This is a genomic window from Aeromonas sp. XH (genome assembly GCF_033348475.1).
Classification (GTDB): domain Bacteria; phylum Pseudomonadota; class Gammaproteobacteria; order Enterobacterales; family Aeromonadaceae; genus Aeromonas; species Aeromonas sanarellii.
On the sequence record NZ_CP137630.1, the window covers coordinates 1,456,766 to 1,470,771 of the forward strand.

The following is a 14,006-nucleotide window of genomic DNA, read 5'->3' on the forward strand; positions in this document are numbered from 1 at the left end:
CCGCCGTCAAACTGCAATAAACCTCTGCTATAACAATCACCTACACCAAATAAACAATAACAAAGAGAACCCTTGATGAAACAACCTCACCGTACCCTGGTGGCCCTTGGCCTCGGGGCCGCCCTGGCGCTGCCCGCGCTGGCCTCTGACGAAGGCAAAATCGTCATCGCCCACCGTGGCGCCTCCGGCTACCTGCCGGAACACACCCTGGAATCCAAGGCCCTGGCCTATGGCATGGGCGCCGACTATCTGGAGCAGGATCTGGTGATGACCAAGGATGACCAGCTGGTGGTGATGCACGATCACTTCCTCGACGGCATCACGGATGTGGCCGAGCGCTTCCCCGGTCGGGCCCGCCCGGATGGTCGTTACTATGTGGTGGATTTCACCCTGGACGAGGTGCGCTCCCTGCGCATGACCGAGCCGTTCCAGCTGATGGACGGCAAGCAGGTGCCGGTCTATCCGGCGCGCTTCCCGCTCTGGAAGTCCAGCTTCAAGATCCATACCTTCCAGGAAGAGATCGAGATGATCCAGGGGCTCAACAAGAGCACCGGCAAGAACATCGGTATCTACCCGGAGATAAAAGCCCCCTGGTTGTTCCGCCACGAGGGCAAGGACATCTCCAGGGCGGTGCTGAAGGTACTGAAGGAGTACGGCTACACCGGCAAGAACGACAAGGTCTATCTGCAGTGTTTCGATACCAACGAGCTCAAGCGCATCAACGGCGAACTGATGCCCGCCATGGGTATGGACTTGAAGTTGGTGCAGCTGATGGCCGAGACCGACTGGAACGAGACCATGGTCTATGACGCCAAGGGCAAGGCGACCCCCTACGACTACGACTGGATGTTCAAGCCGGGGGCCATGAAGACCATCGCCACCTATGCCGAGGGGATAGGTCCCTGGAAACCCATGGTGGTGACCGAGCCGGGTACTCCTGGCAAGCCTGTTTTCACCGGCATGGTGAAAGAGGCCCACGCGGTCGGCCTCAAGGTGCATCCTTATACCTTCCGTCAGGATGAGGGGCAGATCCCTGCCTATGCGAAAGACTTCACCGATCTGCTCAACATCTTCCTCTACCAGGCCGATGTGGATGGGGTGTTCAGCGACTTCCCCGACAAGGCGGTCGAGGCTACCAAGGCGCACGGCAAATAATAAAAGAAGAGCAACACGGGAACGCAAGCGGGGCCAGGTGCCCCGCTTTTTTGTGCCCGGCGTCATCGCCGGGATCAGGGGCGGTGAGAGGGGGCAGAGAGGGAGAATGTTGAAAATGGATGGGTGTAATTAAATGTTTACAATTTGGCGCTTCTCAGGCCCCGCGAGTCGCTACTTTCTGGTTGTCACAGCCTGCATTCTTGGTCATTTATCCATCTATTGGTACACAAAGACGCTGGTTTCACTTGATTGTTTGTTTTTAATTGGTAAGGTGAGGGCGGTTGCGTAACAAAGTGCTGACTTGTGTAAATAAATTTGAACGGTCGGTGCCCTTGGCTTGAAACAGTAGAGAGAATGAGAAGATGCAAAGAGATCCCCTGAACAACATCCATATCCAGTCCGAACAAGTGATGATCACGCCTGCCCAGCTCAAGGAGAAACTGCCCATCTCCGATCGCGCGCTGGCATTCGTGCAAGGGGCCCGCAACACCATCGCCGACATCATCCACCGTCGCGATCACCGCCTGCTGGTGATCTGTGGTCCTTGCTCCATCCACGACATGGACGCCGCCAAAGAGTACGCAACCAGACTCAAAGCGCTGCATGACGCCTATCAGGACTCTCTCTACATTGTCATGCGGGTCTACTTTGAGAAGCCGCGCACCACGGTCGGCTGGAAGGGCTTTATCAACGATCCGAACCTGGACGGCACCTTCGACGTGGAGCTGGGTCTGCACCGCGCCCGCGAGCTGCTCTGCTGGCTGGCCGAGCTGGAGCTGCCGCTGGCCACCGAGGCGCTCGACCCCATCAGCCCCCAATACCTGGCTGAGCTCTTCTCCTGGTCGGCCATCGGTGCGCGCACCACCGAATCCCAGACCCACAGGGAGATGGCCTCCGGCCTCTCCATGCCGGTCGGCTTCAAGAATGGCACCGACGGCAACCTCGGCACTGCCATCAATGCGCTGCAGGCGGCCTCCAGCCCCCACGCCTTCATGGGGATCAACCAGCAGGGCCAGGTCGCGCTGCTGCAGACCCAGGGCAATCCGGATGGTCACGTGATCCTGCGCGGTGGCAAGCACCCGAACTACGACTCGGTCAATGTGTCGCTGGCGGAAGAGGCGCTGGAGAAGGCGGGCCTGCTGCCCGGTCTGGTGGTGGATTGCAGCCACGGTAACTCCAGCAAGGATCACCGGCTGCAGCCCAAGGTGGCCGACAACGTCATCCACCAGATCCAGGAGGGCAACCGCTCCATCATAGGGGTGATGCTCGAATCCAACCTGTTCGAAGGCAACCAGTCCAGCGAGCAGCCCAAGTGCGAGATGCGCTACGGTGTCTCCATCACCGATGCCTGCATAGACTGGGAGACCACGGATGCGCTGCTGGCCCGCTGCCACAGCCAGCTGGCGGCACCACTTTTGGCCAGAACCAAGGCATAAGCCGTGGTATCTTGTCAGCACTGATTGAACAATCGAGGTGCCACCGGCCGAGGCGGTGACACCTCGTTGCCTCTTGAATCACAGGGCGTCGCTGCGGGCGGCGCCGCAGGGACCGGATATGGCTGAAGAGTTGAATGCCCTCAGGGACAAAATAGATGCGGTGGACAAGCAGCTGATTGATCTGCTGGCCGCCCGTCTCGCCCTGGTGGGGGAAGTGGGGGAAGTGAAGAGCCGACACGGCCTGCCCATCTACGCGCCGGATCGGGAGGCGAGCATGCTGGCCCGCCGCCGAGAGGAGGCGCAAGCCCTGGGGGTGCCCGGCGATCTCATCGAAGACGTGCTGCGCCGGGTGATGCGCGAGTCCTATATTCTGGAATCCGCCAGCGACAAGGAGCACCACTTCAAGTGCATGAAGCCGGAGCTTGGCAAGGTGGTGATCATCGGGGGTCAGGGCCAGCTCGGCCGCCTGTTCGGCAACCTGTTCAGCCTCTCGGGCTACCGGGTCGAGACCCTGGGTCAGGCGGACTGGCCGCGCGCAGACGAGATCCTGCACGGCGCCGGGCTGGTGATGGTGGCCGTGCCCATCGACGTCACCTGCGAGGTGATCGACCGGCTCGGCAACCTGCCGGCGGACTGCCTGCTGGTGGACGTGACCAGCGTGAAGGCGGCTCCGCTCGAGCACATGCTGGCGGTACACCAGGGGCCGGTCCTCGGGCTGCACCCCATGTTCGGGCCGGACGTGGCGAGCCTCGCCAAGCAGGTGATCGTCTGCTGTCAGGGGCGCGAGCCCGCCGCCAGCCAGTGGCTGCTGGATCAGATGACCATCTGGGGGGCACGGCTGCAGCAGGTGGAGGCCAGGGCCCACGACGAGGCGATGACCTTTATCCAGGCGCTGCGCCACTTTGCCACCTTCGCCTACGGCTGGCACCTCTCCCGCGAGCAGGCTAACATCGATCGCCTGCTGGCGTTGAGCTCCCCCATCTACCGGCTGGAGCTGGCCATGGTGGGACGGCTGTTCGCCCAGGATCCCCACCTCTACGCCGACATCATACTGTCGTCGCCGCAGAATCTGGCGATGATCCGCCGCTACTACCAGAACTTCGGCGAGGCGCTGGGGCTGCTGGAGCGGGGGGATCGGGAGGGCTTTATCGAGGCGTTCAGCCAGGTCTCCGGCTTCTTCGGCGAGCGGGCGGACGAGTTTTTGCGCGAGAGCCGCACCCTGTTGGCGCAGGCCAACGATCGTCGCCATCACGGCTGAGTGCGCTGCATATTATGCAAAAGGGGCCCTTGGGCCCCTTTTCTCATGCTGCTGGCAGCATATCCGGCATCCCATCAGACGGTGATGGCCGGCTCGGCGGCGGGCAGGCGCAGATCGGCGTCATCCCAGCCAAGCGGCAGGGTGAGCAGCTGATCGATGAGCTCCCGGCGATCGGATTTCTCCAGATAGGCGAGGTAGAGCGGGCGGCTCAGGGCCTGTCCTCCCTCCACCAGATGCAGCTTCCCCTGCTCCAGGAAGGGGCTCACCATGCGCCTTGGCAGGTAGGCGGCCCCGCCGTTGGCCAGCACGAATTGCAGCGCCATGCTGGCGGAGCTCGAGTGCAGCACCGGGGTCTTCTGCAGGCTCTGCAGCCGGCTCGACGGTGGCTCGAAGCTGGTGCCCCAGTCGAGGTGGATATGGGGCATCTGCATCAGGCTGTCGGCGCTGGCGGCCGGCTCCCGGCTCACCAGCTCGAACACCAGCTCGCCGATGGGGTGCAGGGCGATCTCGTCGATCTTGGTCGGCTCGGAGAGCAGGGCGAGATCGAGGGAGCGCTCCAGCAACTGGCGGCACAGGTGTTCGCGGGAGGCGGTCTCGAGGCGCACCGCGAGGCCGGGGGCCAGGGCATAGACATGGTTGAGCCAGTCGTTGAAATCGAGCTCCCAGAAGATGGCGGGGGCACCGATGGCGAGCTGCTGGCTGAAACCGGGGGAGAGGGCCACGTCCTGCTTGGCGCGGCCCAGGGTATGTAAGATGGCGTCTGCATAGGGCAGCAGACGCTCACCGGAGGCGGTCAGGCGAATGTTGTTGCGGTGACGGGCAAACAGACTGACCCCGAGTTGCTGCTCGAGCTGGCGGATCCGAAAGCTCACCGCCGACTGGGTCAGGTAGAGATTCTCAGCCGCCCGGCCGAAGTGGCGGGTTTTGCTGACCTCGATGAAGGTCCGAAGCAGCTCGGTATCCATTAATCGAGGGACTCGTCGCTGCCGCCACCACCGCCCTCAAAGCTGCCGCCCGCATCTTCATTGGCGCCACCTGCGACTGTGCACAGACGGTGCACGCGCTTGGGACCAATAACCTTCAGGTACTTGAACCACACCTTGGCGTGGGGATTGCTTCCGGCCGCGCCGGACTTGACCTGTTCGATGAAGGCACTTTCTACGTCATCACGCGGGGCCTGGTTGCCCTGATAGAGCGCCAGCATCACGGTGCCATATTTTTCCAGACTGTCCGCTTCGGCCACGGTGAATTCGCCACTGCGACGCAGGCCACGGGGAAAATGTTTGAAGTCGTTGAAACGCTTGTCTGATTCGAAGCTCATAGTGCTCTTGTTCTGGTTAGTTTGACCTTTGCGGGCAAGTATCATCAGGCCGTCGCAGAGTGCAAAATCAATTTTCTTACTATGTTAATAAATATCTTTTATCGAAAAGAGTTTGTCGCATCCCGAGTGAGCATTTTGCGGTGCGCTGCACAAAAAATCCTGAAAAATAGTGGAGTTATGTCAGTTTTTATACAGGAAAAAGCGGTTCTGACAGGGTAAAAACAGAAAAAATAAGGCGCCATACGGCGCCTTTTGTCTCTTCATGACGGAGCTGAACCTGAGTGCCCTGAACTCACTCAATCATGGCTGGCTGGGCCAGGTTGTCGGCACGCCACAGACGATAGCGCACCTCATACTCCTGGGGCACATAGATGACGAAGGGCAGTTTGGAATTGTAGTTCACGAAGAAGCCCTGACCATAGATCTGGACGAAGCTCTCCTTCTTCTGACCATCCGGGCAGGCCATCAGGGTGCTGACGGGGCCGGAGACCTGGCCCAGGGTCAGGTAGTTGTAGCCCCAGCCCTTGACGCTGTGCTGTTCCAGGTTGCCGGCGAAGCGCGGCAGGTTGCAGTCGACCAGCATCTTCTTGCCGACTTGCAGTTCGACCATCATGTCGGCTTCGTTCTCGACTTCCGGCAGACGGATCACGACACGTTCCTGGTTCACTTCGGCGGCGGGGAACATGCTGATATCAAATTTTTTCGGTTCGGCGGCGAAGGCATGGCCACCCAACAACAAGGCGCCCAGCAGGCTAAAACGCAACACGGTTTTCATCTGTACCTCATGGGATTGGTTCAACGCCGCTAGACTAACCGCTCTGCGGGTTTCATGCCAGCGCTCCGGGGTGCAAAACCTGCCTGAACCGGCATGCAGTGACGCAATTTGATGCTTTTTTGACGGCCAGGGTCACACCGTCGCCATCCGCCACCTATCCAGCTGGGATCTGAAAGAGCCCCAGTCATGGATGTTTACCTCACCAACAGGACTTGTTTGGCCCAAGCGCCGAGGGGGCGCAGGCCGACGGAGGCGCTAGTGATGTCGAGATAGGTCACCGTCTTGCCGGCGGGGAAGGGGGTGGACGACCCGAGATAGACGCAGCCGTCGTTCACCGCCTTGCCGTCCCCGGCCATGGCCGCGGGGGAAGATGATCTCGTTCAATGCGGGTTGTTAGCAGGTTGCCTTCGTCGCCACCGCGTGCTGGCAATAAAAAGCCCGCCAAAGGGGCGGGCTCGCTCAGGTGGCTTGCGCCGGTCAGGGGGCGCGATAGAAGCGGTTCAGCTCGTTCATCACCTGGATCAGGGTGCCCATGTTCGGAGTACCGTGCTTGATGGGACGATAGGTGTCGCGGTCCAGCAGCTCGAAATCCCCCTGCTTGTTGAACTGGGTGATGGTGTTGCCCTGATAGATGGCGAAATCGTTCTGATCCCCCGCCAGCAGCCAGTTGCGCGGGCTGGCATCGAACAGGCTGCGCCCCGTGCTGTAGTCGCGGGGCGGATTGCGTACCCCCAGCATGCCCTTCATCAGGGTTGGCACCAGATCCAGGTGGCTGCTCGCCTGCTCCTGGATCTGGCTCTCGGTGCCCGGCCAGGCCAGCACCATGGGCACCTGCACCTGATAGGGGGAGTAGTTGCTGCCATAGCCCCAGCTGTTGCTCTGGGTCTCATTGAACTCCTGACCGTGGTTGGAGGTGACCACGACTATGGTCTGCTCGCCGAGCCCCTGCTGCTGCAGTTGCGAGAGCATCTGTTCGAGCAGCTGGTCGGTGTAGAACACCGCGTTCTTGTAGCGATTCTCCAGCTTCTGCAGATTCTCTGGCCTGTAGGCGGTGGCCGGGTTGAACCGGGTCAGCTCGGGCTGGAAGGGGCCCTTGATGCTGGCAGGCACCTGATAGTCCCCCGGGCTCGACAGATAGACCAGGGAGAACCAGGGTCTGTCCGCCGTTCGGTTGTGGAGCCACTGCTGCCAGTCGTCGATCAGCAGGCGGTCGTCGGTCTGGCGCGAGACGAAGACCTGCTTGCGCAGGCCGGCGAGCAGGCTCTGCTGATACTGCTTGGCATCTTCCAGCGCGCCGAACAGGCCGAACTGGTAGTCCTGGCGCAGCATCTCGTCGAACAGCACGGGCGGACGCTTGTCGGTGCGGATGTCGCCGTAATAGTGGCCGGGCAGGCCGTAGAAGAGGCTGAACATCCCCATGGCCTCATCGTTGCCGCCGCTCATGTGGTTGCGGAAACTGATGTGCTGATCCGCATAGCGCTGCAGATTGGGCATGTTGATGTTGTTGAGCATGTCCGCCCGCAGGGAGTCGACCACCACCACCAGCAGGTTCTTGTGATCGCCCGGGGCGTTCACGCTGAGGGGGCGCAGCGGATAGAGCAGCCGGTGCTCCGCACTGCCCTGGTTTTCCGCCTTCTTCTCGTACTGTTCGAGATCCAGCCAGCCATGCTTGGCCAGGAAGCTCCTGGCGGTCATGGGGTAGGAGAGGGGGAAGTTGGCCCGTTGCATGGTGATGGGCTGATACAGGGTCGCATCCGCCCAGCTGTTGACCAGGTGGGTCAGGATGAAGCAGACCAGCAGGGCCAGCCCCACCTGATTGCCGTACTGACGGCGCTTGCGCTTGTTGATCTTGCGCCATACATAGGCCGACAGCAGCAGTTGCAGCAGGAAGATGGTGGGCACGGCGACGAAGATGATGCTCCAGATAGAGCCCTCTTCGGTCTGCGCCTGATCCAGCAGCAGTTGCCACACCTGGCCGTTCAAGTGGAACTTGAACAGCTGGAACACCTGGGTGTCGATGAGCAGCAGCACCAGCGCCAGGGTGGCGATGATGGCCGAGATGAAGCGCAGCGGCTTCTCTCTTGGCAGGATGAAGCTCAAGGGGAAGATGGTCAGCAGATAGGTGACGAAGCTCAGGAACGAGAAATGGCCTATCCAGCTGATGATGAGATAAGTGACGCCGAGCGTGGTCGACGGCCAGCTGATGGAACCCAGGTAGCGGGTCGCGATCAGCATGGCCAGGATGATGTTGAAGAAGGAGAACCAATGCCCCCAGGTGATCAGGCGAGAGACATTATCACGATAGGGGTTGCCGGTTTCGACCATAATGATCCATCTGCTTGAAAAACATCAAAGAATGCGAAGAAACTCAATGCGCATCGCGGCGATGGTCCACCGAGGCGGTGAGCGCCTGAACGAACTTCTCGGTGATCGCCTGGCGCTGGGCCGGAGCCATGCCGTTGATGATGTTGGTGGTCAGGTTGCCAAGCACCATCAGACTGAGATCCACCGGCGCCTTGTGTTTCTCCAGGGCGGTGATCAGGTCGTTCATCAGGGCGTCAAACTGCTCGTTATTGTACTTTGATACGATGGGCATAATCTTGGGTTCATCTCGGTTCAAAGCGCCTTATAATACTTCACCCTTTCGGCTAACACTATGGCTTTGTGACATGAGTCTCGATATCGACAAGATCATTCTTCACTCCCTGCGGCCCGGCAACGATGGCCAGCCCCACGCCGATACCCGCAGCCAGACCCTGCCTGCCGACGAGGCGGTGCAGGGGCTGATGGCTGAACTGCATCGCATCTACAACGGCAAGGGGGGCAAGGGCTTTGGCTTCTTCGTCGACCCCGAGGCCGCCGTCGCCGAGCTGGCCGAGGGCATCGATGCCCCCAAGCAGCCCTCTCCCGCCTTTCGCATCGCCCTGGAGCAACTGCTGGCCGAGCAGACCGAGTTCGTTCCCTTCTCCGTCAACCTGACCCAGATGCTGGTCAAACAGCTGGTGGAGCACGCCCTGGATGAGCAGGGGGTGTTGCTCATCGCCAAATACAACTATGTGGGGGTCGACTATCTGATGGTGGCCCTGCTGGAGGGCAAGGAGAGCGTCACTGTCAGCGAGGCGCTGGAGCTGCGCCACATCCAGTATCTGGACATCGGCAAGCTCAACCTGGTGGCTCGCATCGATCTCACCGAATGGAAGACCCAGCCGGAGTCGCGTCGCTACATCACCTTCAGCAAGGGGCGGGTTGGCCGCAAACTGGGGGATTTCTTCATGGATCTGCTGGGTGCCCGAGAGGGCATGGACGCCAAGGTGCAGAATAAGGGCCTGTTGCAGGCGGTGGACGATTATTGCGACAGCCGCCAGCTCGAGCCGGCCGAACGCAACGACTACAAGAAGCAGGTCTTCAAATATTGCACCGAGCAGGCCAGTGCCGGCGAGGAGATCGAGATCAGGGAGTTGTCGGCGGAGCTCTCCTCAAAAGAGGCGGGAGAGGGCGACCTCGATTTCTACAGCTTCATCGGCCAGGAATACGAGCTGGAGGAGCGTTTCCCGGCGGACAGGTCCACCCTGCGCGGGTTGACCAAGTTCGTCGGCTCCGGTGGCGGCCTGACCCTGAGCTTCGAGCAGAAATTGCTGAACAGCCGGATCTTCTACGATCCCCAGACAGATACCCTGACCATCAGGGGGGTACCGCCCAACCTCAAGGATCAGCTGCTGCGCCAGTCGTAATGTGATCCACCCATCATTTTTTGCAAAAAGGCACCGGAGTCCGCTCCGGTGCCTTTTTATTTAAGGGGTGATGAAGCTGGAAACCGTTGCAGTACTTTTGTTAACACATTAAACAAAATAATCGGAATGAAAGGGTTTTCAGTGGGATGAAATCCCTTTCATTGGTGTAAATTTATTTCTTTTCGGTAATTTTATTTCCGTATCTTGGCAAAAATATGGGGGGAACTCTCGTTAAGTCGCTGAAATAAGAAAATGTTTTCATAACTTTCTGGAAGAAAATACGTAATTGCATTTCAAAAATGCGAGGCGTGTCATGTGAGGCATTGAACGCTTGGGATAATATTCATCTCGCACACAATGCTCTTACAGCGCGGAACTAATACAAGGAAAGGCTCATGAAAAAGAAATTGCTGTCATCCCTGATCGGTCTGGCTACCCTGGGCGTGGCTTGCTCTGCCACTGCCGCGATTGATGAAGGTCAGCTGACCATCTGGATCAACGGTGACAAGGGCTACAACGGCCTGGCCGAAGTCGGCAAGAAGTTCGAAGCCGAGACCGGCATCAAGGTGACCGTGGCTCACCCGGATCAGGTTGAAGTGAAATTCCAGCAAGCCGCCGCTACCGGCAACGGCCCGGACATCTTCTTCTGGGCTCACGACCGTTACGGTGAGTGGGTCAAGTCCGGTCTGCTGGTGCCCGTGACCCCGAACGCCGCCACCAAGGCCAAGTTCGAGCAGTTCGCCTGGGATGCCATGACCGTCGATGGCAAGACCTACGGCTATCCGGTCGCGGTCGAAGCCGTCAGCCTGATTTACAACAAGGATCTGTTGCCCAACCCGCCGAAGACCTTCGAAGAGATCGCCAAGATCGACGAAGAGCTGAAGAAAAATGGCAAGCGTGCCATCATGTGGGCCTATGACACCCCCTACTTCAGCTACCCGCTGGTGGCTGCCAACGGTGGTTATGCCTTCAAGAAGACCGCTACCGGTTATGACGTGAAAGACACCGGCGTGGCCAACGCGGGTGCCAAGGCCGGTGTCGGCTACATCTCCGAGATGATCAAGTCCGGTCACCTGGAGAAGGGTATCGACTACGGTGTCATGGATGCCAAGTTCAACAAGGGCGAAGTGGCCATGATGATCAACGGTCCCTGGGCCTGGAGCAACCTGGACAAGAGCGGCATCAAGTACGGCGTAGCACCGCTGCCGACCCTGAAGGGTAACCCGGCCAAAGCCTTCGTCGGCGTCCTCGGTGCCACCATCAACGCCGCCAGCCCGAACAAGGATCTGGCCATCGAGTTCCTGGAAAACTACCTGCTGACCGATGCCGGTCTGGCGCCGGTGAACGCCGACAAGCCGTTGGGTGCCGTGGCCCTGAAGTCCTTCCAGAAGACCCTGGAAGCGGACCCCAACATCAAGGCCACCATGCAGAACGCCCAGAACGGCGAGCCGATGCCGTCCGTGCCCGAGATGAGCCGTTTCTGGTCCTCCTTCGAAACAGCCCTCAAGAACGTCACCTCTGGTCGTCAGAGCGTTGACGAAGCCCTGGATACCGCTGCCAAGCGTATCGTCCAGTAAGCACGTATCAGGGAGGCCTTCGGGCCTCCCACTCTCTCCAATCTCTCTTGGCGCAATAAAGGTTAATTGGCATGGAAGTAGTACCTTCTATCGAATCCTATGCCGGTCCGAAGAAAGACAAGTACGTCTGGCTGAAGTGGACCATGGCGGCACTGATCGCAGTGCTTAATGGTTATGCGGCCGTGATGATGTATGCCAGCGGCGAGTGGGTCTTTGCCCTGCTCGATCTGGTGGTCGTTTCCGTCGGTCTCTATGTCTTCATGAACAAGAAGACCTATGCCCACCGCTATATTTTCCCCGGTGTGGCAGGCATGGTTGTTTTTATCATCTTCCCTCTTGCCTACACGATCGGCATCGCCTTCACCAACTATTCGGGATCCAACCTGCTCTCCCTCGAACAGGCTCGGGATTACCATCTGAAAAAGACCTATAAGGTGGCGGGCGGTGAATTCGATTTCACCCTCTTGGGTGGTGAGAACAATCAGTTTCAGCTGCTGCTGCAACAGGACGACCAATCCTTTATCAGTCAACCCCTTACTCTGTCGAACAACAAGGCACGTGAACTGGCTGTCCGCGAGGGCCGGGTTCATGACGAGCCACAGGTTGTTCAGTTGCAGCCCCTCAACGGGGAGGCCATCGACCAGGTGGCGCCCATCCGGGCCATCGTCGATCATCGCACTCACCTGAGTGCCCTGGATCTGGTGCTGCCCGATGGCAACATCCACCTGACCCTGAGCAGCCTGCGCAAGTTTGCCGCCCAGAAGCAGCTCTATACCCAGCTGGTGGACGGCGTCGTGCTCAAGTCCGGCGTCATGATCAAGGACAGCAACCTGCTGCGTGACAACCAGAGCGGCGAGCTGATGCTGCCCAACGGCGACACCGGTTTCTACCAGTACATAGACGCGGAAGGCCACTTCGTCGGCAAGGGCATAGCCCCGGGTTTCGTGGTGAGCGTGGGGTGGAAGAACTTCATGCGCATCATGACGGATCCGGGCATCCAGGGTCCCTTCATGCAGATCTTCGTCTGGACCGTGATCTTCTCCGCCTGCTCGGTCGCCTTCACCCTGGCCATCGGCATGGTGTTGGCGTGTCTGGTGCAGTGGGAGCAGCTCAAGGGCCGTGGCTTCTACCGGGTCATGCTGATCCTGCCCTATGCGATACCGGCGTTCATCTCCATCCTGGTGTTCAAGGGTCTGTTTAACCAGAACTTCGGCGAGATCAACCTGTTCCTGGAAGCGGCGTTCGGCATCAAGCCCGACTGGTACACCAACCCCTTCCTGGCCAAGGTGATGATCCTCATCGTCAACACCTGGCTCGGCTACCCCTACATGATGATCCTCTGCATGGGCCTGCTCAAGGCCATCCCGGAAGATCTCTATGAGGCGTCCGCCATGGACGGTGCAGGTCCGGTACAGAACTTCTTCAAGATCACGGTACCGCTGTTGATGAAGCCGCTGACACCCCTGCTGATCGCATCCTTTGCCTTCAACTTCAACAACTTCGTGCTTATCCAGTTGTTGACGAACGGGGCGCCGGACATCATCGGGGCCACCACGCCGGCCGGGACCACCGACCTGCTGGTGAGCTACACCTACCGGATCGCGTTCCAGGGCTCGGGTGGTCAGGACTACGGTCTGGCCAGTGCCATCGCCACCGCCATCTTCCTCATCGTGGGTGCGCTGGCCTTGCTCAACCTGAAATTGTCCAAAGCCGACAAGCAACTGTAAGGAGGCTTCAACATGGCAATCGTACAACCCAAATCAGTGAAATACCGGGTGTGGGCAACCCACCTGGTGATGTGGGGCTTCCTGGCACTGATCATCTTCCCGCTGATCATGGTCATCGCCATCTCGTTCCGTAACGGCAACTTCTCGGTGGGGGAGATCATCCCCACCAATCCGACCCTGGATCACTGGAAGCTGGCGCTCGGCATGTCCATCACCAACGCCGACGGCAGCATCACGCCGCCGCCGTTCCCGGTGCTGACCTGGCTGTGGAACTCCATCAAGGTCGCGGGCATCACCGCCCTGATGATAGTGGTGCTCTCCACCACCTGTGCCTACGCCTTCGCCCGCCTGCGTTTTCGTGGCAAGTCCACCATCCTGCAGGGCATGCTGATCTTCCAGATGTTCCCGGCGGTGCTGGCCCTGGTGGCCATCTATGCCCTGTTCAACAAGATCGGTGACTACATTCCCTGGCTCGGGCTCAACACCCATGGCGGCCTGATCCTGGCCTACATGGGGGGCATCGCCCTGCACGTCTGGACCATCAAGGGCTACTTCGAGACCATCGACTCCTCCCTGGAGGAAGCGGCGGCCATCGACGGTGCTACCCCGTGGCAGGCGTTCAGGCTGATCCTGCTGCCCCTGTCGGTGCCCATCCTGGCGGTGGTGTTCATCCTGGCCTTCATCGGTTCCATTACCGAGGTGCCCATGGCCTCCATTCTGCTGCAGGATGTGAACAACCTGACCCTGGCGGTCGGTGCCCAGCAGTACCTCTATCCGCAGAACTACCTGTGGGGTGACTTCGCGGCGGCCGCCGTGCTGTCAGGCTTCCCCATCACAGTCGTGTTCCTGCTGGCGCAGCGCTGGTTAGTCGGTGGCCTCACCGCCGGTGGTGTGAAAGGTTAAGTGGCGCCACGCTGCCTGCACCAAGGTGTTCCTGCTGGTCTACCTCAGGGCTGGCTGGTGGGCGGTCTGACCGCAGGCGGTGTGAAAGGTTAACGGTTAATGGCCGGGGGAGCCGACTCCCCC

At 59.7% G+C, this 14,006-nt stretch carries 12 protein-coding genes and 1 pseudogene; 7 read left to right on the forward strand and 6 right to left on the reverse strand.

Annotated features, from left to right (window positions below):
- Nucleotides 1–75: 75 nt before the first annotated feature.
- The 3 genes from glpQ to tyrA all read left to right on the forward strand — a co-directional run bounded on the left by glpQ (nt 76) and on the right by tyrA (nt 3,849).
- Nucleotides 76–1,155, forward strand: a complete 1,080-nt coding sequence (gene glpQ / locus R2B70_RS06975; protein ID WP_318162971.1) for a glycerophosphodiester phosphodiesterase — start codon at nt 76–78, stop codon at nt 1,153–1,155.
- 362 nt (nt 1,156–1,517) lie between these two features.
- The gene (locus R2B70_RS06980) at nt 1,518–2,591 is read left to right on the forward strand and encodes a 3-deoxy-7-phosphoheptulonate synthase (RefSeq protein ID WP_011705545.1); all 1,074 of its coding nucleotides are present in this window, start codon (nt 1,518–1,520) and stop codon (nt 2,589–2,591) included.
- A gap of 118 nt (nt 2,592–2,709) precedes the next feature.
- Nucleotides 2,710–3,849: a bifunctional chorismate mutase/prephenate dehydrogenase gene (gene tyrA / locus R2B70_RS06985; protein WP_216989950.1), complete on the forward strand. Its 1,140-nt coding sequence runs from the start codon at nt 2,710–2,712 to the stop codon at nt 3,847–3,849.
- A 74-nt stretch (nt 3,850–3,923) separates the two neighbouring features.
- Here tyrA and hdfR read toward each other — a convergent pair whose 3' ends face one another.
- The 6 genes and pseudogenes from hdfR to R2B70_RS07015 form a co-directional block, all read right to left on the reverse strand.
- On the reverse strand, nt 3,924–4,814 hold the full coding sequence (gene hdfR, locus R2B70_RS06990) for an HTH-type transcriptional regulator HdfR (protein ID WP_042077031.1): 891 nt from the start codon (nt 4,812–4,814) through the stop codon (nt 3,924–3,926).
- Complete coding sequence (locus R2B70_RS06995; protein WP_042077029.1) at nt 4,814–5,170, reverse strand: DUF413 domain-containing protein; 357 nt, start codon at nt 5,168–5,170, stop codon at nt 4,814–4,816. The genes hdfR and R2B70_RS06995 overlap by 1 nt, the downstream gene beginning before the upstream one ends.
- A 292-nt stretch (nt 5,171–5,462) precedes the next feature.
- Complete coding sequence (gene eco, locus R2B70_RS07000; protein ID WP_005328180.1) at nt 5,463–5,945, reverse strand: serine protease inhibitor ecotin; 483 nt, start codon at nt 5,943–5,945, stop codon at nt 5,463–5,465.
- A gap of 194 nt (nt 5,946–6,139) precedes the next feature.
- Nucleotides 6,140–6,338 (reverse strand): annotated as a pseudogene (locus tag R2B70_RS07005) (hypothetical protein); the annotation flags it as partial.
- A gap of 84 nt (nt 6,339–6,422) precedes the next feature.
- Nucleotides 6,423–8,270 carry a DUF3413 domain-containing protein gene (locus R2B70_RS07010; RefSeq protein ID WP_318162972.1) on the reverse strand — a complete coding sequence of 616 codons (1,848 nt, stop codon included), beginning with the start codon at nt 8,268–8,270 and terminating at the stop codon, nt 6,423–6,425.
- Between the two features lie 43 nt (nt 8,271–8,313).
- Nucleotides 8,314–8,541 (reverse strand): YejL family protein, encoded by a 228-nt coding sequence (locus tag R2B70_RS07015; protein WP_042077023.1) that lies wholly within the window; start codon nt 8,539–8,541, stop codon nt 8,314–8,316.
- A 73-nt stretch (nt 8,542–8,614) separates the two neighbouring features.
- On the opposite strand from R2B70_RS07015, the gene yejK reads away from it, so the two are divergent.
- The 4 genes from yejK (at nt 8,615) to malG (ending at nt 13,883) form a co-directional block, all read left to right on the forward strand.
- Complete coding sequence (gene yejK / locus R2B70_RS07020; protein ID WP_042077022.1) at nt 8,615–9,676, forward strand: nucleoid-associated protein YejK; 1,062 nt, start codon at nt 8,615–8,617, stop codon at nt 9,674–9,676.
- A 395-nt stretch (nt 9,677–10,071) separates the two neighbouring features.
- Complete coding sequence (gene malE / locus R2B70_RS07025; RefSeq protein ID WP_042077020.1) at nt 10,072–11,253, forward strand: maltose/maltodextrin ABC transporter substrate-binding protein MalE; 1,182 nt, start codon at nt 10,072–10,074, stop codon at nt 11,251–11,253.
- 71 nt (nt 11,254–11,324) lie between these two features.
- Nucleotides 11,325–12,980 (forward strand): maltose ABC transporter permease MalF, encoded by a 1,656-nt coding sequence (gene malF / locus R2B70_RS07030; RefSeq protein WP_042077019.1) that lies wholly within the window; start codon nt 11,325–11,327, stop codon nt 12,978–12,980.
- 12 nt (nt 12,981–12,992) lie between these two features.
- Nucleotides 12,993–13,883: a maltose ABC transporter permease MalG gene (malG, locus tag R2B70_RS07035; protein WP_010674251.1), complete on the forward strand. Its 891-nt coding sequence runs from the start codon at nt 12,993–12,995 to the stop codon at nt 13,881–13,883.
- Nucleotides 13,884–14,006: the final 123 nt, after the last annotated feature.